Source organism: Mucilaginibacter sp. P4_C11 (assembly GCF_056402115.1).
Genome location: NZ_JBFUIA010000011.1, coordinates 179,411 through 199,167 on the forward strand (window position 1 = coordinate 179,411; position 19,757 = coordinate 199,167).

Sequence of the window (19,757 nt, forward strand, 5' to 3'; positions counted from 1 at the left end):
CAAAATTGTTATGCTGATTTAACCCCTGAAAGCTGATTGAAGCAGGCCAGAATTAAATCTGACAATTTTAAGGATTTTTTACAGAAAATCTGTCGTCATCTGTCCATTAATTGCAATAAAAACAAGGTTTAAATTTAGGTAGCCACGTTTTTGAACAAATTACCGTTGTTGTATTTATAATAAATTAACACAAAATGCATAGTAGGCTGTATATATTACACCACCATTATGAAGTAAATTATGATACTCAATAAGTTAAACGCCGTTTTTTTTACAATACTTACAACGATATCCATAAGCGCCTGCAATCAGCAAAAGGCTAAGCCACAGGCAGTATCGGCAGATAGTTCAAAAAGCACGGTCCAGGTAAATGGAAAAAAGGACAGCGTATTGAATAATCCGCAAAAGAAATACGGAGTAGCCACCGCCAGCGACCCTTGTGTGAAATGCCTGCTGCAGGTAATACAGGAAAGCAAAAGCTTTAAGGCCAACACTGCCAGCATATCGCCACAGGATGTCAACTACACGGTTAACTGGGTAAAAGCTGCCGACCCAGCCCTAAAGCCAGATACAAGCAACAAAACCAATGCTGTGCGTGTTGATGTTAAAAAAATAGAAGATGGTGAAGATAAAGTGCTATGCTCCTATGTGTATAATAATGTAAACGGCACCATGTACCTCATCAACACCCAAAACAAGCTGGAACATGCCGTATCCAGCATTACACCAGAGTTACTCAAAAAGATACGGAATAGTTGTTATTGGGGAGTAGCGTCGGGAAAGTAGGGTAGATGTGCAGATTTTAGATTACAGATGTGCAGATGAACGGATTATTTGAGGATTTGAAAATTTGAGGATTTGAAAATGACCATATTCATTCGGACGAAATCCTGCATCATCTGAAAAATTTGTTTAATCCCGGTTCAGAATACAAAAAAAGCGATGAGTAAAACCCATCGCTAAATATTTTGCTGCAAACTGCCAACTGCTTAAGTGGTATAGCCCAGTATCTTCAATACCTGCTTGCTGTTTTGCTCTTCGCCAAAAACTTCAAAGTTAAATGTCTCGTCGCGGTTGCGGCGGATGATAACGTGTTTTGGTGATGGCAATAAACAGTGGTGGATACCACCGTAACCGCTTAGTACTTCCTGGTAAGCGCCTGTGTTAAAGAAACCTAAGTATTGCACTTTACGGGTTTTTGGCATAAATACGCTGTTCATGTGCGCTTCCTGGTTGTAGTAGTCCTGGCCGTCACAAGTGATGCCGCCAAGGTTTACGCGCTCGTATTCGCTATCCCAGTTGTTTACCGGTAACAGGATGTATTTTTGGTTAAGTGCCCAAACATCGGGCAGGTTGGTAATAAACGAACCATCCAGCATTAACCAGCGCTCACGATCGTTTTGTTGTTTACGGCCCAATACTTTATACAGGATGCCCGATGCTTCGGCAACGGTATATTTACCAAATTCGGTGATAATATCAGGCTCCATGGTATCGTGCTCGGCGCAAATTTCTTTAATACGGCTCACAATCTCGTTAATCATGTACTCGTAATCAAAATCAAACACCAGCGAATCTTTAAACGGCATACCGCCGCCAATATCAAGCGTATCCAGGTGCGGATTGATTTTTTTGAACTTGCAATAAAGCGTTACGTATTTCTCCAGCTCGTTCCAATAATAAGGGGTATCTGAAATACCAGAGTTGATGAAGAAGTGTAACAGTTTAACCTGGAAGTTAGGGTTATCTTCAATTTTGTTGTGGTAAAAATCGATGATATCTTCCATACGCACACCTAAGCGGGAAGTATAAAACTGAGAATCGGGCTGCTCTTCGGCCGCTATACGGATGCCCAGGTTACATGGGGTATCCATCTCAATTTCATCGTCATAAAGGTTAAACTCTTCCTTATTGTCCAATACCGGGATGATGTTTTTAAAGCCATCATGCAGCATATCAATAATATACGTTTTGTATTGGAAAGTTTTAAAACCATTACATATTACGGTAATATCTTTATTAACAGCACCTTTTTTCTCCAGGGCATCAATCATTGGCATATCAAAAGCCGATGATGTTTCCAGGTGGATCTCGTTTTTAAGCGCTTCTTCAACAATGTGCTTAAAATGCGAACTTTTGGTGCAATAACAATATTTATAGCTGCCGCGATAGTTGTTTTTGATAATAGCCTGCTGAAACAACAGCTTGGCTTGCTGGATCTTTTTGGAGATCTGTGGCAGATAAGTAAAGCGTAGGGGGGTACCATACGTTTCAATCATCTCCATTAAATTAAGGTCCTGAAAGTATAGTTCGTCGTCGATGATCTCAAAACCATCTTGCGGGAAACCAACACTTAAATCAAGAAATTCCTGGTAACTCTGCATCCTTAAAAAATTTGGGGCAAAAATGTGATTTTAAAACGGAATAATTGGCTATTTGTTGGGATAAAATTTATGGTTTGAATGTAATTTTAGTATCAAGTAGATAGTATCAAGTATCAAGACAGGAAAAAGCAGCAATCTATGTGCTATTCCGCTCTTGAGGAGGGCGAGGGGGCAGATCCTTTAATATGGTGCCGTTGAGCATAGTTGAATGATGCAATAATTATTATTGAACCGGCAAATGCACCTCGGCCATCATACATCTTGCACTTCCGCCACCATTGGTTTCTATAGTGTTGATATCTGCATAAACTAAACTGCCATATTTTTCTAATGTCGTTTTTTGTTGGCTGTTCAAAGCTTCATAGGCATTTTTCGACATCACAATTAAGGTTTCACCTTTATTGTTTTTTACCTCAAGCATATTACCCGCAAAATGGTTCATCTGTTCAAAGCTGATGGTAATGACCTCTTTTTGATTTGATTTAAGCGAATCTAAAACAACTATACGCTCGTGAGGATTAGGGATGCTATCAGCGCAAATAACCGCGAATTTGCTGCCCACGCACATCAATACATTGGTATGGTATATAGCTTTGCCATGCTCATCTGCCGCGTCAAAGCTGATAGCTTTATAGCCGGCCTGCTCGCAAAATAAATCTAACACCTGTTTATCCGTACGTGGTGACAAGCATGCATATGCAATTTTGTTTTCCCTGTCCAGCACCATGCTGCCCGTGCCTTCCAAAAAACGGTGATCGGCCTCAAAACGGCTCAGGTCTATAATATGGCCCACTTTGAACTTGTCTTCCAAGTTGGTTATAATATCCTCCCGCCGCTCCAGCCTGCGGTTTTCAGCCTGCATGGGGTACAGGAAAATTGTACCATCACCGTGAAATGACACCCAATTATTGGGGAAAATAGAATCGGGGGTGTGGGGCTGCGGCGTGTCGTTTACCACGGTTACCTGTACACCGGCATGTTCTAAAGTTTTAACAAAGCGATCAAACTCGGCAAGGGCTTTATCCTGCACGGCCTGCTGATCTGCATCGCGGTTTTGGAACGCATTACTTTCGGCAGTTTGCTCATTAAAGCCGAAACTTACCGGCCTTATCATTAATATGTTTGATGTTGATTGGGTGTTAGTCATTGGTCAATGGTCATTAGTCATTAGTTTGCTTGTCCGTCGTTGTTTACCAGGCATTGCCATTTTAAAACTATTAAAGTCCAATGACTAATGACCAGTGACCAATGACTACAAAACTTTATCTCTCAAAAGCGGCATACTCATACAATGAAAACCACCGCGGGCACGGGAAAGTTCGGCCGATGGCATTAAAATTAACGTGTCTGTTAAAGTTTTTGGGTCAAGTTCGCCCGATTCAAATTTTTGCAGCAGCTCGTTTACCTTTATAACATCAAAGCCACTTTGTTTAAAAGCTTCAACGGTTTTGTCGTTACGGTCGTAGCCTAAAACTACGCCCTCTTTTAAGGCCAGCAAGTTGCATGAATCTGTCCATTGCTCGCGCGAGTCAAACGGAAATATGTTATTGCCCGAATAGATGAACCTGGTTTTGTCGTCGCTTTGCAGGTCTTTTTCGCTGATGCTGGATAACAGGTCTTCAAGGCAATTGAATACTTTTGGTTTCTTGTCTTTCCTGAACTGTACAATCTCCGTCTTGTCTTTTGACTTTTTATCGGCAAACCACGACATTGGCTCCTGCTCTTCCAGCGGCGCCTCGGCCACCGCCAACGAGCGCAGTAGTACCCATGTATTGCGCTTTACCTGGGTAAATACAGTGTCGATGTGCATATAGTCGCGCTTGTGGGGTATTTTTACAATGGTTACCTTTTTTACCACATCGTTATCAAACAGTAGTTTAATAGCCTCGTTGGCGCCGCTGATAGAGGTACGCTCGCTGCAACCAATCAGCAAATGCTGCGGGCTCACCATCATTACATCGCCCCCTTCCAGGGTGGTTTTTTCCTGGTTATCCTCGCCGGGGCGTAAAAAATGTTGGGCTGTTTCCGGAATCTCTAATATGTTATTTTGATAGGATGCAAACAGCGGGTGGTTGAAAAATATATACCGCATCAGTAAAGTTTCACGAAAACGCGCTTTTTTTGCAGGCTTGTTCAGCAGCATGTGGTTGTTTATCGCTATACCCAAATCGCGCGAAAAAATGAGATTGGGAATAGGGGCGAAGATCATTTCCTCATCATTCAATGAACCCGAAATGAAGATCTTGGCCAATTCAACAGGGTCTGTATCTATCAATTGTTGCTGCAACCGGTAATTACAACTCTCAATTGCACAAACAGAAGCCACCAGTTTTTTAGGGATATCAGGCTGTTGTAAAATATCGGCCAGCAGGGTTTGTATTTCGATAACGTTGTTTGAGGCATGGAAATTGGTATTATCGGGCTTGAAAAATTCACGCTCGTAGTCGCTTTCTACTTGTTGCAGTTTGCCTTTTATTTTATCCGGATCTAAAAAATAGAGTAATAGTTTCACGTAATAATCATACTCGTTACGGCGCATGGTATCCAGGTGTACTATATCTTCAAAAAGCCAATCCTGTGCTTTTGAAGGTACAACTTTACCAAGGCCACTATCGGGGCTGTGAATGAGCAGGGTACGCAGCGTACCAATTTCGGAGGTTACATCTATTTTAAAATCGGAATTTTTAACTGTCATAAATGGAAATGATGGAACACAAATCTATCAGAAAATAAATGAGAAAATGAATGGCACAAGAAAATTGAAACGCCCTGAACAAAGATTCTTTTAAATATTGATTATATTTGAATATGGATTTGAAGGAAGAAATAGCGTTTGATGATCTATTGCAGGCAGTGCAGGCATTATCCGAAGACAAACGCGCAATTTTGAAGGAAGAACTTAGTAAGCCAACGGCCCAAACAGGTATAAAGAAAAAGAAATTGTCAGAAGATAAACTCACCGACTTTCAGAAATTCCTTTTAAATGGACCGGTAATGACCGACGAACATTATGCAGTTTTTAAGGAAACACAAAAAGAATTGAATAGTTGGACAAGAAAGTGATTTTATTAGATACATCCGTGCTGATAGATTACTTCAGAAAAAAAGATAAGACTAAGACTTTATGGTTTGAGTTATCGGAAAAAGCGAAATCCTTCGCTGTATCTACGATAACGCAATATGAAATTTATAGTGGCGCTCCTGCCAATCAAATAGAAATGTGGGATGAGTTTTTTAAACCATTAACTATTTTACCTTTTGATTCTAAGGCGGCTTTGATTAGTGCTAAAATTAGGGGCGAATTAAAGCGGATTAATAAACAAATTGGAGCCGAGGATTTATTCATTGCTGCTACCGCGATAAGCAAAAACATTCCTTGTGCCACGTTAAATAAAAAACATTTCGAGCGTGTTAGCGATCTACAGCTTATAAATTAGCACTCCTTTACTTAATCTCCCCAATTTAATTAATTTTGCCGCATGGATTTTATTATTGAAGCGGCCGTTAAAGCCATTAAACATTTGTACCAAACAGATGTAGCCCCGGCCGCTATAAGCTTACAGGAAACCCGTAAAGAATTTGAGGGACAAGTTACCATAGTCACATTTCCGTTCACCAAATTTTCCCGAAAAGGCCCCGAGCAAACCGGTGCCGAAATTGGTGAATACCTTAAAAATGAGTTAAAAGAAGTTGCCACATTTAACGTGGTTAAAGGGTTTTTAAATATTTCGTTAACTGACGAATATTGGATTGGCCAGCTATATAACCAGATATTACCAGATGACTTTGCTGTTGCCAAGCCTAATGGGCAAAAGGTAATGGTTGAATATTCATCGCCAAATACCAATAAGCCGTTGCACCTGGGGCATATCCGTAATAACCTTTTAGGCTTTTCGGTGGCACAAATTCTGGCAGCTGCAGGCTACGATGTTGTGAAGGCAAACCTGGTGAACGATCGTGGTATCCACATTTGTAAATCTATGCTGGCGTGGCAAATGTTTGGCAATGGCGAAACACCTGAGTCGTCCGGCCTGAAAGGCGATCATTTGGTGGGTAAATATTATGTGTTGTTTGATAAGGAACTAAGAAAACAATTAGTGCCGATCCTGGAACGCGTTTACGAGGAAAACGATCTGACGTTATTTAATGATAACCAAAAAGAGAAAATACAGGCGCTGCTGATTAGTATTGATAAACTAAAATCAAAAAAATACGCTACACCCGAAGACGAAACCAAACTTATTGGTGAGTTAACAGATAAAATTGGCACCGAGGAAGACAAGATCAAAGAGATAGCAAAAAATGCTACCTCGCTGATGGTTGAAACCCAGCAGATGCTCCAGAAATGGGAAGCCGGGGACGCTGAAGTTCTTGACCTTTGGAAAACCATGAATGGCTGGGTTTATGCAGGCTTTGCCGAAACTTATAAGCAACTGGGTGTTGATTTTGATAAGTATTACTACGAATCGAACACCTATCTGTTAGGTAAAGATATTATTGATGAGGGCCTGGAAAAAGGCGTTTTCTTTAAAAAGCCGGATGGTTCGGTTTGGATAGACCTGACTACCGATGGGCTGGATGAAAAACTGGTTTTACGTGGAGACGGAACGTCGGTTTACATTACCCAGGATCTAGGTACTGCTCAATTGAAATATAACGACTTCCACATGGATAAATCCATTTATGTGGTAGGTAACGAACAGGATTATCACTTTAAAGTACTTTTCCTGATCCTGAACAAATTAGGCAAAGCCGGTGCCGATGGGCTGTTCCACCTGTCGTATGGTATGGTTGATTTACCATCTGGTAAAATGAAATCTCGCGAGGGTACGGTAGTTGATGCCGATGACCTGATGGCCGAAATGGATGCTACAGCAAAAGAACAAACCGATGCCATGGGCAAGGTAGATAGCTTTAGCGACGAATACAAACAACAATTGTATCACACCATAGGTATGGGGGCCTTAAAATATTTCCTGCTTAAGGTTGATCCTAAAAAACGTTTGTTGTTCGATCCGAATGAATCGGTAGATTTTCAGGGCCATACAGGGCCTTTTATTCAGTACACACATGCCCGTATCAGGTCGGTATTAAGCCGCGCAGAATACCAGGTTAACAGCACAATTGAAACAACAGCCTTAGATACGGTAGAACGTGACCTGATTGTTTTATTAACCCAGTTCCCTACGGTGATCAAGGATGCAGCCAACGGCTATAGTCCTGCTATAATTGCCAATTATGTATATGAACTGGCCAAAACATATAATAAGTTTTACCACGAAAAATCGATACTACAGGCAGAAAACGATGTGCTGAAACAATTTAGATTGGAACTATCCGCTTCGTCGGCCAAAGTAATAAGCAAAGGAATGGCTTTGTTAGGAATAGATGTACCAGAGAGAATGTAAAGCCCCTGGCTCCTGAATAGGGAGTTTAAAAGCAAAACGCATAGTCATTTGGTTGACTATGCGTTTTGCTTTTAAAACTATTGTTCCCCCTTTAGGGGGGTAGGGGGCTTCGCTTACCTCCAATAACCCCTATGCCATGCATAGCCATGGCGAACAGGATGCCAGTAGCCTTGTACATAAACACGATTGGCACGCGGCCTTGCATAATACCCGTTTATATAAACATATCTGCCGCCGCGCCAGGCCCATTCGCCAGGTACCCAATAGGCGCCCGGATAGGGTGCTGCCGGCCGCACGTATACAGGTTCGGCGGGGCGTTCGGCTACATAATAATCTGCTGCGCAGGATGTAAATAGTGATGCTGATAAGGCTAATACTAATCCGGTTTTCGCAATTGTTTTCATCTGTAAAATGTTTAATAGTTACTACAGATGTTTGACAGTTTCAGATATTATTGGTTTAATGAGGATTTGGTGAACTTGTTTGCAATCACTAACTCTTTACTACCCGCTGAATATTTATAAAATCCACTCCCGGTTTTTATGCCACGGTGGCCGGCTGTAACCATGTTTACCAGCAGGGGGCAAGGTGCATATTTTTGATTGCCGAAGCCATCGTACAGTACTTTTAAAATGGCGAGGCAAACATCCAACCCAATAAAATCGGCCAACTGTAGTGGGCCCATGGGGTGGGCCATGCCCAATTTCATAACGGTATCAATTTCCTGCACTCCGGCTACGCCTTCGTATAGCGTATAAATAGCTTCGTTAATCATTGGCATTAAAATGCGGTTGGCAACAAAACCGGGGTAATCGTTTACTTCAACAGGGTCTTTATCCAGTGTTTGGGCCAGTTGCATAATGGTTTGTGTAACCGAATCTGATGTTGAATAACCCCTGATTACTTCCACCAGCTTCATTACTGGTACCGGGTTCATAAAGTGCATGCCAATTACATTGCCCGGGTTTTTGGTGGCAGCTGCGATTTCTGTTATCGATATAGATGATGTGTTGGAGGCGAGAATGGCCTCGTCCGAACAAATTTCGCTTAGTTGCCTAAATAACTTGAGTTTAATTTCCCGGTTTTCGGTAGCGGCTTCAATAACCAGGTCGGCTGATGTAGCGCCTTCTTTCAAATCGGTATACGTTTTGATCCGGCTTAGGGTATTTGTTTTACCTTGCTCATCAATACTGCCTTTTTTTAGTTGCCTGTCAAGATTATTGGTAATTGTTTGTACTGCTTTTGCCAGGGCATCGGCGTTGAGGTCAACCAGCGATACTTCAAAACCATATTGCGCAAAGGTGTGGGCTATGCCATTACCCATCGTTCCGGATCCAATAACGGTTATGTTTTTCATCATTTATCAGTTATACAATTACTAAATTGATTCAAATTATTGGTTTTGCAAAACGTCACCAAGCTATTATAGGCTAATAAGAGCTCCGGCATCTGTAACTGCCTTCCTGGTTAGGTTTTCAAAAGTGGGTATGGTGCCCAATTCCGGCAGATTGGAATAATTTAGAATATAGCTTTTGGAATATATATCCTTGGCGCCGTTAAATATTATACCCATAACCTCTATGTTGTATTTTTTGAGTGCGTGTATGGATAGCAGGGTATGGTTAATACTGCCAAGGTAATGTTGCGATACCAGGATCACTTTTGGATTAAGCTGTTTAATCAGGTCGATCATTAAAAAATTATCATTCAACGGTACCATCAGGCCACCCGCGCCTTCAATCACCAGCTGGTTATCTGTTTTAGGCAACAGGATATTTTCCATGTCGATACTAATCTTATCAATTGCGGCTGATTTATGAGGAGAAAATGGCTGTGTTAACCGATACGCTTCGGGATGAAATTTTGTGGCGGGATTGGAAACCAGGCTTTGTACTTTCATGGTATCACTATTATCCAAATCGCCGGATTGGATAGGTTTCCAATAATCGGCTTTTAATTTTTCGGTCACAATTGCCGATATTATAGTTTTGCCAATACCGGTGCCAATGCCGGTAATAAAAATGGGTTGTTTAGCGGGCATTAATAAAATTATTTACTGTATTACACAGCAAAGCTAATTCATTTAAGGTATTAAAACTATGCAGGCATATTCTTATACGTTCTGTTCCGGCGGCGACCGTTGGGCTTAAAATGGGCCGTACATCTAATCCGGCTGACTGTAAGGTGTTTGCCATCAGGCGGGCTGTATCATTGTTTTTTAAAATAATACATTGTATAGGGCCATCGCTTTTCAACAAAGGGTAATCACTATTGAAGTAAATATGGTTTTTAAAATATGCGATGTTATTTTTTAGGTTGATAATTTCCTCTTCGGCATTATTTAAAAGGTGATAAGCCATTTTTATCGAAGCCAAGTGATGAAAGGAGGGTGCCGTGCTATAAATAAATGACCTGGCAAAGTTTACGAGGTATTCTTTAAGCACCTTGCTGCCCAGCACAATAGCCCCGTGACTGCCAAGTGCCTTACCAAAAGTGACAACCGTAGCGAATACGCGGTTTTGTAGGCCAAGTTGGTTTGTTAAGCCTTTTTTGTACAAGCCCAATGCATGGGCTTCATCAACAATTAAATACGCACCGTACTTTTCTGTCATATCAGCGATATCTTTTATTGGAGCCGAATCACCGTCCATCGAGTATATGCTTTCTACAACCACATAACAATTGCCTTTAGATGCCTTTAATTTGGCCTCCAGGCTTTCGATGCTGTTATGTTTGAAGCTATATCGGTTGGCGTTACTTAGCCTTGCACCGTCGATTGCAGAGGCATGTATTAATTCATCAAGAATGATGGTATCGCCGCGCTGCGCAAGGGACGAGGGCAGGCCGAGGTTGGCGTCGTAGCCTGAATTAAATAGTAAGCCTGCTTCAAATCCATGAAATGCGGCAATTTCCTGTTCCAGGTCCTCGGCATATTGCGAATTTCCTGAAAGCAGCCTTGAGCCGGTTGAGCCGTTTAGGCTCAATGGATGACTATTCAATTCGGTTTTAACATCTTCTTTTAATACTATCGACCGGGCAAAACCCAGGTAATCGTTTGAACAAAAATCGACAAGGCTGTTTTCTGGTTTCAGGCTGCGATGTATGCCAAATTCCTTTCGCTCGTCAAGTTTTTTTTTCAGGTATTCGCTGGCTGATGTCAATTTACGGGATGCTTTATTAAAGTATATCTAATGCGGAGCTTTTGCTTTACCATGCAAAAATAAAAAAAGCGGCTCATCGCCGCTTCTTTTGTAGTATTATATTGAATTAGTTTTGGGAACCGCCTCCTCCGCCGCCACCTTGTCTCATCCTATCCATCATGTCCTTTTGCACCTTGTCAAAAGCAGTAGCTTGATCTGGCGTTAAAATAGCTTTCACTTTATCGTTAGTTGCTTTTCTCATCGGCATCATGGCGCTACGCATTGCATCCCTGTCGCCATTGGCGGCAGTTCTCACGCTGTCCATTTTTGCAGCCTGCTCTTTATAAATGGCTGTAACTTTAGCGGTTTGATCATCAGTTAATTTTAACTGTGTCTGTAAATCTTTAGCCCGGTCTTCGGGGCTCTTCCTCATACCTCCACCTTGTGCATGGCTTACTGCTGCAATCCCCATCAGGAAACAGCACATCAACAGAAATTTTTTCATAGCTCTTTTAATTTATTTACGTTTTAATCTTAAGATAAAGATATAACGTAAAGGTTTAAGAAAACCGATGTAACTTAATTGTTGCTTTGCTGTAAGTTGGATATCGAACGCTGCATCTGGGCCATCATATTGGTAAGGCTTTCCATAGTCGGTTCGGGTGTTGGCTGTGGTAACTGTGTTGATATATAGCCTTTTGCCTTCCAGATTTCCAGCACATCTTCTCCGTTTATTTCATACGGCTCATATACCGGGTTATCAGACATCAGCTTTAGCTTTTTATTGTCTTTGAATTTGTTACCTATCCTTTTATATACAACCCCATCATCTTTTGATATTACCACGTAAGTTTCGCCGGGTTTTACATCTGCCCAGTTTTCAAGGTACTCGGCAATAATTATATCGCCCGATACTATCGGCAGCATCGAATCTCCTTTTATTTCAAAAGCGCGGTAGGTTCCCTGCTTAAACATAGGTAAGTAAAACTTAGGGAGCTTGGCTACATATTCAGGGTCGGCATAGCCATTTAAGTAGCCGGCGCTGGCTTTAAGCGGCACCATTTCAATGTTTTCGTTATCCTCTTTATCAACAGAAATACTCAGCACGCGCAGGTTTGCGGGGTTACCTTTTGGCTTTGGCGCCCACTTTTCATTAATGGTTTCATTAATAAAGTCATCAATACTAATGTCAAAGTAGATTGCTAATTGCTTTAGTAATTCATATTTTGGCTCAGCACGCTCTTCTTCATAAGCGCCTACTAATGAGCGTTTTATACCTACTTCATCAGCGAATTGCTGTTGGGTAATTCCCTTCTTTTTGCGAAGGAATTTAATATTTTGTGAAATTATTGACATAAAATTTGCATTTGCTAAATTTATTAGTAATTTTATGCTCATAAAGTTAGTAATATTTATTCGTTCACCAAATTTTTTATCAAAAAATGAAACGTTTTGTATATATCATCACCGACAGAAACAGGAAAAACCTTCATGTAGGCTTATGCTCAGACCTGGTAAAAACGCTGCAGTTTTACAGCGATATGCCAACTTTGTTTTTTGATAGCGCGCAGCAGCTTAACCGTTTAGTGTATTTTGAGGAAATTAATACCGAAGAGCAGGCTATGGAACGTTTTAAAACTGTAAGCACCTATACAAGGCCTCAAAAAGAGAAAATGATCAGACCTGTTAACCCTGATTGGGTAGATCTGACCATTGGATTAAAATATGAAAGCGGCATACGTACAAGGCCTCAATTGCGCCCGTCTGTAAACGCTAACAGGCGCGCTATTACTTTTTAATAAATTTTAAAGCGCCCGAATTCATGCAATACCTTTTGCCACCGCGATCGGCAGGGCCATCATCAAAAACGTGGCCAAGGTGCAATCCGGTACTTTTTTCTATTACCTCATCACGGCTCACACCGTAGCTGTTGTCGGTAACAATGGCAACTTTTTTGGGGTCGACAGCTTTTACAAAGCTTGGCCATCCTGTGCCGCTATCAAACTTGTCCTCGGAGCTGAATAATACTTCGCCCGTGGCGGCGCTTACGTAAACACCCTTCTGGTGGTTATTCCAATAATCATTTTTATAGGGAGGCTCGGTACCACTTTCAACCATAATGTAGTATTGGTTGGGGGTAAGTATTTTTTTCCACTCCGCTGCTGGTTTACTTAGCTTGTGTTTTGCCTGACCGTTGCTGTTCTGGCAGCCAAAAGCTGTTATAATGCTTAATATAGCTATAGCAAAAATTGATTTTCTCATTACGTTATTCATTTCGTGTTTTTTGAACTATGATTTACCTCTTTAGTCGTAAAAGCGGATTTATCCTTACAACTAATTATAATTAAAATACGCAAATGCATTTTAAGCGGTTTGTCATCGCATAGTACAATTTAAATAACTTTTGCCTTAGGTAGCAATACTTTGGTTACCACATGCAACATGCCATTATTTTGCTCTATATCAAAACGATTAATGATGCTTTCCCCGCCATTTTCATCAATCAATACTATATTGCGGTTGGCATCAATTTTGGCGGTTAGCTTATTACCAGTAAGCGTAGTAAATGTAGCCATACCTTTATTTTTATTAATCTGCTTTTCAATATCCTTTGCCTTTAGCCAACCCGGTATAGCATGGTAACTCAAAATACGGGTGAGTTCCCAAAAGTGTGATGGTTTCATTAACGAATCAAGCCTTCCGCCAGGTAAATTCTGAAAAGCGCCGTTAACAGGAACAAATATGGTAATGGGACCGCGGCTTTGAAACGTAAGCGCCAGGTTGGCGGTTTTAAGAAAGTTATAAAACACAGATAAGTCCTGGGATAACGCCAGGTTTTTGACGATATCGTTTGCCGGTAACATACCATCGCCTGCAACAACTTTTAGCGGGCCAATTGCTTTAGGGTTTACAGCCTTTGTTTGTGCAAATAATGTGGAACCTAATAAAAGCAAAGCAGCAAGTAATATCAAATTTTTCATAGTGGGTTGGTTACAGGTATAACAATCAAACAGTTAACTGTTTTTGCTAAATTAGGTTTTAAATAAAAAAAGCGGCGCATGGCCGCTTAAATATATTTTTAACAAGGGTATTACCAGCCCGGTGTGAAGCCCAGCCCAAACACAGGTTTTTTAACATCGGTGCGGTTAAAAGGAATAGCCAGGTAAGGCTCCAGTACAAAGGCCCCAAAAACGTTTATCCTTAACGATATGCCCGCGCTTAAAGCAGGTACACGGCCGTAAGTTGTATTAAATACAGGGTTTCCGTTGCTGTCAACTTGTGGTACACCATTTTCATCCACAACAGCCGTGCGGCTTAAAACAGGAGGGTTTTTCTGGAAATAAATGTGTTCGCCGGCATTCCAGGCCAGGCCTGCGTCAAAAAACAAGTTCAGATCAGTAAACAGGAATTTAGATTTGATTTGTGCCAGCTTTTCGGGCCCGGTAAAGGGCAAGCGTGTTTCAAAATTGAATACCGCCATCCGGCTACCCGATAATTGGTCGATATTAAAACCGTTTGACGACTTGCTATTGTTATTGTAAAAAGTTTGTCCTTCATAACCCCTGATGTAAAAGGGATAACCGATAAATAGGGGGTAAATGCCGTTTGAATCGCCAAAGCGACCATAGCCATAAAAGCGGGCTGCAAAGGTAACCGGCTCAACACGTACGTATTTACGAAGATCGATAGTTGGCGAAAAGAATTTGTAGGTACCAAAATTGTAACCTGCTTCTAATCGGTAACGAAAACCGTTTAGCGGAGCCGTTACTCCAAAAAACGAGTTATCACCAACCAGCGCGGTTGAGAGTTGGAAAAGCGCGTATGATTTTAAATTATAACCCAGTAAGGCCGCTTCGTCCGAATTGGCTACCTTTTTCTTATCTGAATTAAGATAGGTGTAGGTTAATGTTTGTTTGTTATTAGCGTCAACCGCGGTATCAATTTTATAGGTATCGCTATACCTATCCACCCGGTATGAGTTATAGGATGCGCCTGCACTTACTTCAAAACGGTTTGTTTTATCAATAGGGTAGGAGGTGAATACCCTGGCGGCATCTTCAAAATTGCGGATGATATCTGTATTTTGAGATAATACTTTTACGTTTTTGCCGCCCACGTTTTGAACCGGGAGTGTTTCGGTTTGTATACCAAACAGGTAAGGGATATGCGATATTCCTGTGCCCAAATTCCATCGGCCGGTTTGGTTTACATAAGTTACGGCTGCGCCTGAGTCATAAATCTGACCGTTTACCGATGCGGCCGCAAAGATTTGATTCCGGCCCAGTATATCGCTGAAAACACCCTGGATACCGCTTGACAGGCTGGTGCCGTAAAAGCTGCTTACGCCAATGCCAACACCGCTGCCTGCCAGGTAATCAAGCTTAAACTTGGGGCGGTACGGGATTTCTTTAACAGAATCGGTTGGTATTTTACGGTAGGCCAGGAAATTGTTCAGGTTTGAATTGATCAGATCAACACCTACGGCACGGGGCGGGGGCAACATAGCCGCGCCGAAATCTACAGCCTGGGGTTGTAAAGTAATTGGTTTAAACGCTGATGCTTTGGCATTATACAGGGCGTATTTTTGTGCCCGGTAGTAGGAGTAAACCACATCATCATTAGCAGACACACTTAATGCCGGAGAAAACTCGGTGATGCCGCAGATTCCGGTAAACAGGTCGGTCATTTGTTCAACCTGGCCTGTACTGATGGTGTATCGGTACATATTGCGGAAGCCATCCCGGTTGGACAGGAAGTAGATCTGAGTTCCATCGGCAGAGTATTGCGGGTTTAAATTGTTGGCCCCGTTAAATATTTTGATATCGGTTACTTTGCCTGTTGCCAGGTCAAGTTCGGCAAGGTTAAAGGTAATGGCCTGCTCTAATGATTGGTCATAAGTGGAGCGATCACTTGAAAACAGAACTTTTTTGCCGTCTCGGGAATAGGTTGGCTGGTAATCGGTATACTTATCGTTTGTGAGCTGCGTAACCTTTTTTGTATCGAAGTTATAGGAGTACAAATCGCTTTGGCCTTCAACAAGGCCGGTAAAAACAATATCCTTACCATTGGGCGACCAGGAGAGGTTACTAAATTGCTCTGCCTGCTCCATTGATACATCATCAAGGATGCGCCCGTTGTTGATATCAACAACTTCCATACGGTTACGGCCTTTGCTAAACACGCTGAACGCAAACCGCTTGCTATCCGGCGACCAGGCGCCGGCCGATTCGATGAAGTTAAACTCATCTATATGCGTGTTGGATACTTTGCTGGTCAGCTTTCGTAAAATTTTACCCGTTCGGGCATCGGCCAGGTAAAGGTCGATACTGAACAAACTTTTGGCAGATAGAAATGCGAGGTATTTACCATCGGGGCTTACCGCAGGGGCAACCACCAGATCGCCGCCGTTGTCTTTATCTACCAGTTTTAAACCAACAGGCTTTTGTACTGTATCCTTTAAAAATGGCTTGTAGGTGCTTTCTATTGAGTTTTTCCACAAGCGGGATAGCGTTTTATCGTCATATCCAAATGTGCGCCTGATGCCATAGGCAAGGCCGTAGCGGGCGGTGTTTTTAAAGAAAGGCACAATTACAGTATCTCCGTAAGTCGACCCTAAAAACGACCAAAAGGCTTCTCCGTAGCGGTAAGGGAAATATTTGTTACTTTCTGTAAGATCTCGAACTGTGGGGATATCATGGTTCAAATAGGCATCGCGCATCCACATGGCAGTATAAGCATCTTTTTTACCTAACGAGAGATACTCGGCCATACCTTCTATCATCCATAAGGGGATATTATTGATGTTCTCAAAATTCTCATTCTGATTGCCGCCTAACAGCGCATGATATTGAAAAGCGTGCACCAATTCGTGCCCTATTACGTGGCGTGTCATTTGGTTTGTTTCCATCACAGGCATCACAACGCGGTTTTTTAAACCCTCGGTAATACCGCCGGTACCTACACCAATTTCGCCGTCAATGGCCGTGGTTTGTTGAAAATCGGGGTGATTGGCATATAAAATAATTGGATTGGCTGTTTTGAATGTGTCCTTAAAAACCTGTTGGTGCAGTGTGTACCACAATTCGCTTTCCTGGGCAAAGCGTTTGATCATACTATCGTTTTTAATGTAATAGTAAATTTCAAAATGAGGTGTTTTATAAACTTTGAACTTGAGGTTTTTGTACCGTACCTTATTTTGGCCGAAATATTGCGCCCTGGCGCTGTTGCTGATGAGCAACGAGCAGATAAGGCATACCAATATAAAGCTGAACTTTTTAGCGTTGTTTAACAATGAGTAGGTTTTATTCATAATTCAAACTAAATAGAATACGGCTAATTTAATGAATAATCGGCAGGCTGTAGGGCCTGCCGATTGATATTTGAAACTTGTATATGAACTTTTAATCCCCTTAAAATGCCCTATTTTTGATTGGCGGGCGTTGTTTCGGGGTTCTCCGGCGTACTGGCAGCCGGTGTTGGTATAACGTTGGTGGTATCAATAGGGTTGCTTGTACTATCTACCTCTGTGGTATCAGCGGCAATATGCGGCGACGGACAATTGTAGTTTTTGGTGATCTTGCTCCAAGGTTTTGGGAAAGGCCCATAAGTATAACCCAGTTTCGGATCGGCATAAACCTTCTCCATAAAGCGGCCAAAAATGGGCAGTGCAGTGTGCGATCCTTCACCGGTCTCTGACGAGGTAAAGTGTACGCTTCTGTCATCGGCACCAACCCATACGCCGGTAACCAAGTCTTTTGTTATACCCATGTACCAGCCGTCGACATAATCAGATGATGTGCCGGTTTTGCCGCCAATCTGGTTGTCCTTTTTCCAAAGGCCATTATATTCCCATAAGGCCTGCGAGGTTCCTCCTGGTTCTTCCATACCACCACGGAACATATAAAGCATCAGCCAGGCGGTTTCTTCGCTCAATACTTTTTCTTGTTTCAACTCAAATTCGTCAATTACATTACCCTGCTGGTCTGTTATTTTAGTTACCAGTAATGGATCTATCTTTTGGCCTTTATTCAGGAATGTGCTGTAAGCCCGTACCATTTCATAAACAGAAACATCATTGGAACCTAATGATACCGAGGGGACCGATTTTAAAGGGCTTTCGATACCACATTTGTGCGCGTACTGTACAATTTTATCCCATCCCACTTTTTCGGTAAGCTGGGCTGTAATGGAATTTACCGATTTACCCATAGCCCACCTTAGCGACATTTCCTGGTACGAAAAGTGAAAATCGGCATTATTGGGTTGCCATACTTCGTCTTTACCGTTGTCTTTATATTTTATGGTTACAGGCTGATCTGTGAATTTATCGCAGGGGGTATAGCCGTTATCAAGCGCAGTTAAATAGGCAAATGGCTTAAAGGTAGATCCCGCCTGCCTTCTTGATTGATTTACGTGATCATAGTTGAAAAAACGATGGTCGATACCGCCAATCCAAACCTTTATTTTACCGGTTGATGGTTCAAGCGTCATCATGCCGGTATTTAACAGCTTGGCGTAATATTTAATAGAGTCGATGGTTGAAAAAGTGGTATCCTGCTCGCCGTGCCAGGTAAAAACGGTCATCCGTTTTTTGGTTTTAAAGTACTCGCTTATTTTTACCGTATCACCTCCAAATTTTTTATCCAGCAATTTGTAAATAGGCAGTTTTTGCTCATTTTTTAAAATGAAATCTTTGATTTCGACACCTTTTGAATCGCGCCATGGGTTTTTATTGCCCCATAGGTTGTAAAAACGCTTTTGCAGCATTTTCATTTTTTCGGCAACGGCTTCTTCGGCATATTGCTGCATCCGCGAATCTATGGTGGTGTAAATCTTCAATCCATCTTCATAAAGGTCATATCCATTTTCTTTACACCATTTATCCAGCCATTTTTCAACCGCACGGCGAAGGTATGAGTCGCCATGCGAATCCTCTTCTACATAGCTTAAATCGAGTTTTATGGGCAATTGTGAACTGCTTGTATATTGTTCTTTGGTAATTGAGCCATTTTTTAGCATCTGACCTAATACCGTATTTCTGCGTTCCGTAGCACGTTCGGGGTTGCGGATAGGATTATAGCTGGATGTGGCTTTCAGCATGCCTATAAGCAAAGCGGCTTCACCGGGACTAACTTGGTCTGGTTGTTTGTTAAAGTATTTTAACGTGGCTGTTTTTATGCCAAAAGTGTTGTTGCCAAAAGGCACAGTATTAAAATATAGTTCAAGAATTTTTTGCTTGCTATATACGTGTTCAATTTTAAAGGCAGTAAGCCACTCTTTAAACTTATATACAACAGTATTTATAAGAGGCACTTTCCGGATAAAGCCCTGGGATTTGCGCTTACGTGTTTCAAAGAGGTTTTTGGCAAGTTGTTGTGTAATGGTACTGCCACCGCGCCGCTCACCTTTAGCCGTGGAAATCATACTGGTAAAAAACGAATAAAAATCGACACCACCATGACTGTAAAAACGCACGTCTTCGGTCGAGATAAGCGCATTCACCAGGTTTGGCGAAATGTGCTTTAAATCAACAGGCGAGCGATTTTCTTTATAATACTGGCCTATCAGTTTACCATCGGCAGTAAAAACCTCCGACCCTACAGAAAGTACAGGAGTTTTAATATCCTGCATGTCAGGTGAATAACCAAAAAGCCAAAGGAAGTTGAGCTCTATAGAGCAAAAAAAGATGATAACGAAGTATATGAAGATAACAAGGAATCGCAGAAACCGGTTTCGTATTTCTCTGAACATTGGGTAAAGATGTAAAATTATGGCGCTAAATCATAGCCCGAAACAAATATTAATATGTGTAGTTTATATAAAGC

The 19,757-nt window shown here is 41.7% G+C and carries 18 protein-coding genes; 5 read left to right on the forward strand and 13 right to left on the reverse strand.

Annotated elements, in window-relative coordinates; genetic code table 11:
* Positions 1-240 precede the first annotated feature (240 nt).
* A complete protein-coding gene (locus tag AC1DU2_RS12515) occupies positions 241-786 on the forward strand; it encodes a hypothetical protein (protein ID WP_477384770.1) in 546 nt (181 codons plus the stop codon).
* A gap of 203 nt (positions 787-989) precedes the next feature.
* On the opposite strand, the gene AC1DU2_RS12520 is transcribed toward AC1DU2_RS12515, so the two are convergent.
* The 3 genes from AC1DU2_RS12520 to AC1DU2_RS12530 all read right to left on the reverse strand — a co-directional run bounded on the left by AC1DU2_RS12520 (position 990) and on the right by AC1DU2_RS12530 (position 5,079).
* Positions 990-2,384, reverse strand: coding sequence for an arginine decarboxylase (locus tag AC1DU2_RS12520; protein ID WP_090650569.1), 1,395 nt, complete (start codon positions 2,382-2,384; stop codon positions 990-992).
* A 223-nt stretch (positions 2,385-2,607) separates the two neighbouring features.
* Positions 2,608-3,531, reverse strand: coding sequence for a citrulline utilization hydrolase CtlX (ctlX, locus tag AC1DU2_RS12525; protein ID WP_477384771.1), 924 nt, complete (start codon positions 3,529-3,531; stop codon positions 2,608-2,610).
* A gap of 105 nt (positions 3,532-3,636) precedes the next feature.
* Positions 3,637-5,079 (reverse strand): arginine deiminase family protein, encoded by a 1,443-nt coding sequence (locus AC1DU2_RS12530; RefSeq protein WP_477384772.1) that lies wholly within the window; start codon positions 5,077-5,079, stop codon positions 3,637-3,639.
* A gap of 113 nt (positions 5,080-5,192) precedes the next feature.
* Between AC1DU2_RS12530 and AC1DU2_RS12535 the strand changes: the two genes are divergently transcribed.
* The 3 genes from AC1DU2_RS12535 to argS are packed head-to-tail and all read left to right on the forward strand — an operon-like array spanning position 5,193 to position 7,792.
* Positions 5,193-5,447 carry a hypothetical protein gene (locus AC1DU2_RS12535; protein WP_477384773.1) on the forward strand — a complete coding sequence of 85 codons (255 nt, stop codon included), beginning with the start codon at positions 5,193-5,195 and terminating at the stop codon, positions 5,445-5,447.
* Entirely contained in the window at positions 5,432-5,821 is a 390-nt protein-coding gene (locus tag AC1DU2_RS12540) for a type II toxin-antitoxin system VapC family toxin (protein ID WP_477384774.1), read from the forward strand. Before AC1DU2_RS12535 ends, AC1DU2_RS12540 begins: the two co-directional genes overlap by 16 nt.
* A gap of 42 nt (positions 5,822-5,863) precedes the next feature.
* Positions 5,864-7,792 (forward strand): arginine--tRNA ligase, encoded by a 1,929-nt coding sequence (gene argS, locus AC1DU2_RS12545; RefSeq protein WP_477384775.1) that lies wholly within the window; start codon positions 5,864-5,866, stop codon positions 7,790-7,792.
* A 113-nt stretch (positions 7,793-7,905) separates the two neighbouring features.
* Here argS and AC1DU2_RS12550 read toward each other — a convergent pair whose 3' ends face one another.
* The 6 genes from AC1DU2_RS12550 to AC1DU2_RS12575 all read right to left on the reverse strand — a co-directional run bounded on the left by AC1DU2_RS12550 (position 7,906) and on the right by AC1DU2_RS12575 (position 12,288).
* Positions 7,906-8,196 (reverse strand): hypothetical protein, encoded by a 291-nt coding sequence (locus tag AC1DU2_RS12550; RefSeq protein ID WP_477384776.1) that lies wholly within the window; start codon positions 8,194-8,196, stop codon positions 7,906-7,908.
* A 47-nt stretch (positions 8,197-8,243) separates the two neighbouring features.
* Entirely contained in the window at positions 8,244-9,152 is a 909-nt protein-coding gene (locus AC1DU2_RS12555; RefSeq protein WP_477384777.1) for a 3-hydroxyacyl-CoA dehydrogenase family protein, read from the reverse strand.
* Between the two features lie 63 nt (positions 9,153-9,215).
* A complete protein-coding gene (bioD, locus tag AC1DU2_RS12560; protein ID WP_477384778.1) occupies positions 9,216-9,833 on the reverse strand; it encodes a dethiobiotin synthase in 618 nt (205 codons plus the stop codon).
* Positions 9,823-10,953 carry an aminotransferase class I/II-fold pyridoxal phosphate-dependent enzyme gene (locus AC1DU2_RS12565; protein WP_477384779.1) on the reverse strand — a complete coding sequence of 377 codons (1,131 nt, stop codon included), beginning with the start codon at positions 10,951-10,953 and terminating at the stop codon, positions 9,823-9,825. Before AC1DU2_RS12565 ends, bioD begins: the two co-directional genes overlap by 11 nt.
* Positions 10,954-11,059: 106 nt before the next feature.
* The gene (locus AC1DU2_RS12570; protein ID WP_477361703.1) at positions 11,060-11,437 is read right to left on the reverse strand and encodes a hypothetical protein; all 378 of its coding nucleotides are present in this window, start codon (positions 11,435-11,437) and stop codon (positions 11,060-11,062) included.
* A 74-nt stretch (positions 11,438-11,511) separates the two neighbouring features.
* Positions 11,512-12,288, reverse strand: coding sequence for an XRE family transcriptional regulator (locus tag AC1DU2_RS12575; protein ID WP_477384780.1), 777 nt, complete (start codon positions 12,286-12,288; stop codon positions 11,512-11,514).
* Positions 12,289-12,374: 86 nt separating this feature from the next.
* Between AC1DU2_RS12575 and AC1DU2_RS12580 the strand changes: the two genes are divergently transcribed.
* Positions 12,375-12,731 (forward strand): GIY-YIG nuclease family protein, encoded by a 357-nt coding sequence (locus AC1DU2_RS12580; protein WP_090650595.1) that lies wholly within the window; start codon positions 12,375-12,377, stop codon positions 12,729-12,731.
* On the opposite strand, the gene msrB is transcribed toward AC1DU2_RS12580, so the two are convergent.
* The 4 genes from msrB to AC1DU2_RS12600 form a co-directional block, all read right to left on the reverse strand.
* Positions 12,721-13,194: a peptide-methionine (R)-S-oxide reductase MsrB gene (msrB, locus tag AC1DU2_RS12585; RefSeq protein ID WP_477384781.1), complete on the reverse strand. Its 474-nt coding sequence runs from the start codon at positions 13,192-13,194 to the stop codon at positions 12,721-12,723. The two genes, AC1DU2_RS12580 and msrB, sit on opposite strands and share 11 nt — an antisense overlap.
* 131 nt (positions 13,195-13,325) lie before the next feature.
* On the reverse strand, positions 13,326-13,913 hold the full coding sequence (locus AC1DU2_RS12590) for a fasciclin domain-containing protein (protein ID WP_477384782.1): 588 nt from the start codon (positions 13,911-13,913) through the stop codon (positions 13,326-13,328).
* 110 nt (positions 13,914-14,023) lie between these two features.
* Complete coding sequence (locus tag AC1DU2_RS12595; protein ID WP_477384783.1) at positions 14,024-17,242, reverse strand: tolB protein precursor; 3,219 nt, start codon at positions 17,240-17,242, stop codon at positions 14,024-14,026.
* A 110-nt stretch (positions 17,243-17,352) separates the two neighbouring features.
* Entirely contained in the window at positions 17,353-19,683 is a 2,331-nt protein-coding gene (locus AC1DU2_RS12600) for a penicillin-binding protein 1A (RefSeq protein WP_477384784.1), read from the reverse strand.
* Positions 19,684-19,757: the final 74 nt, after the last annotated feature.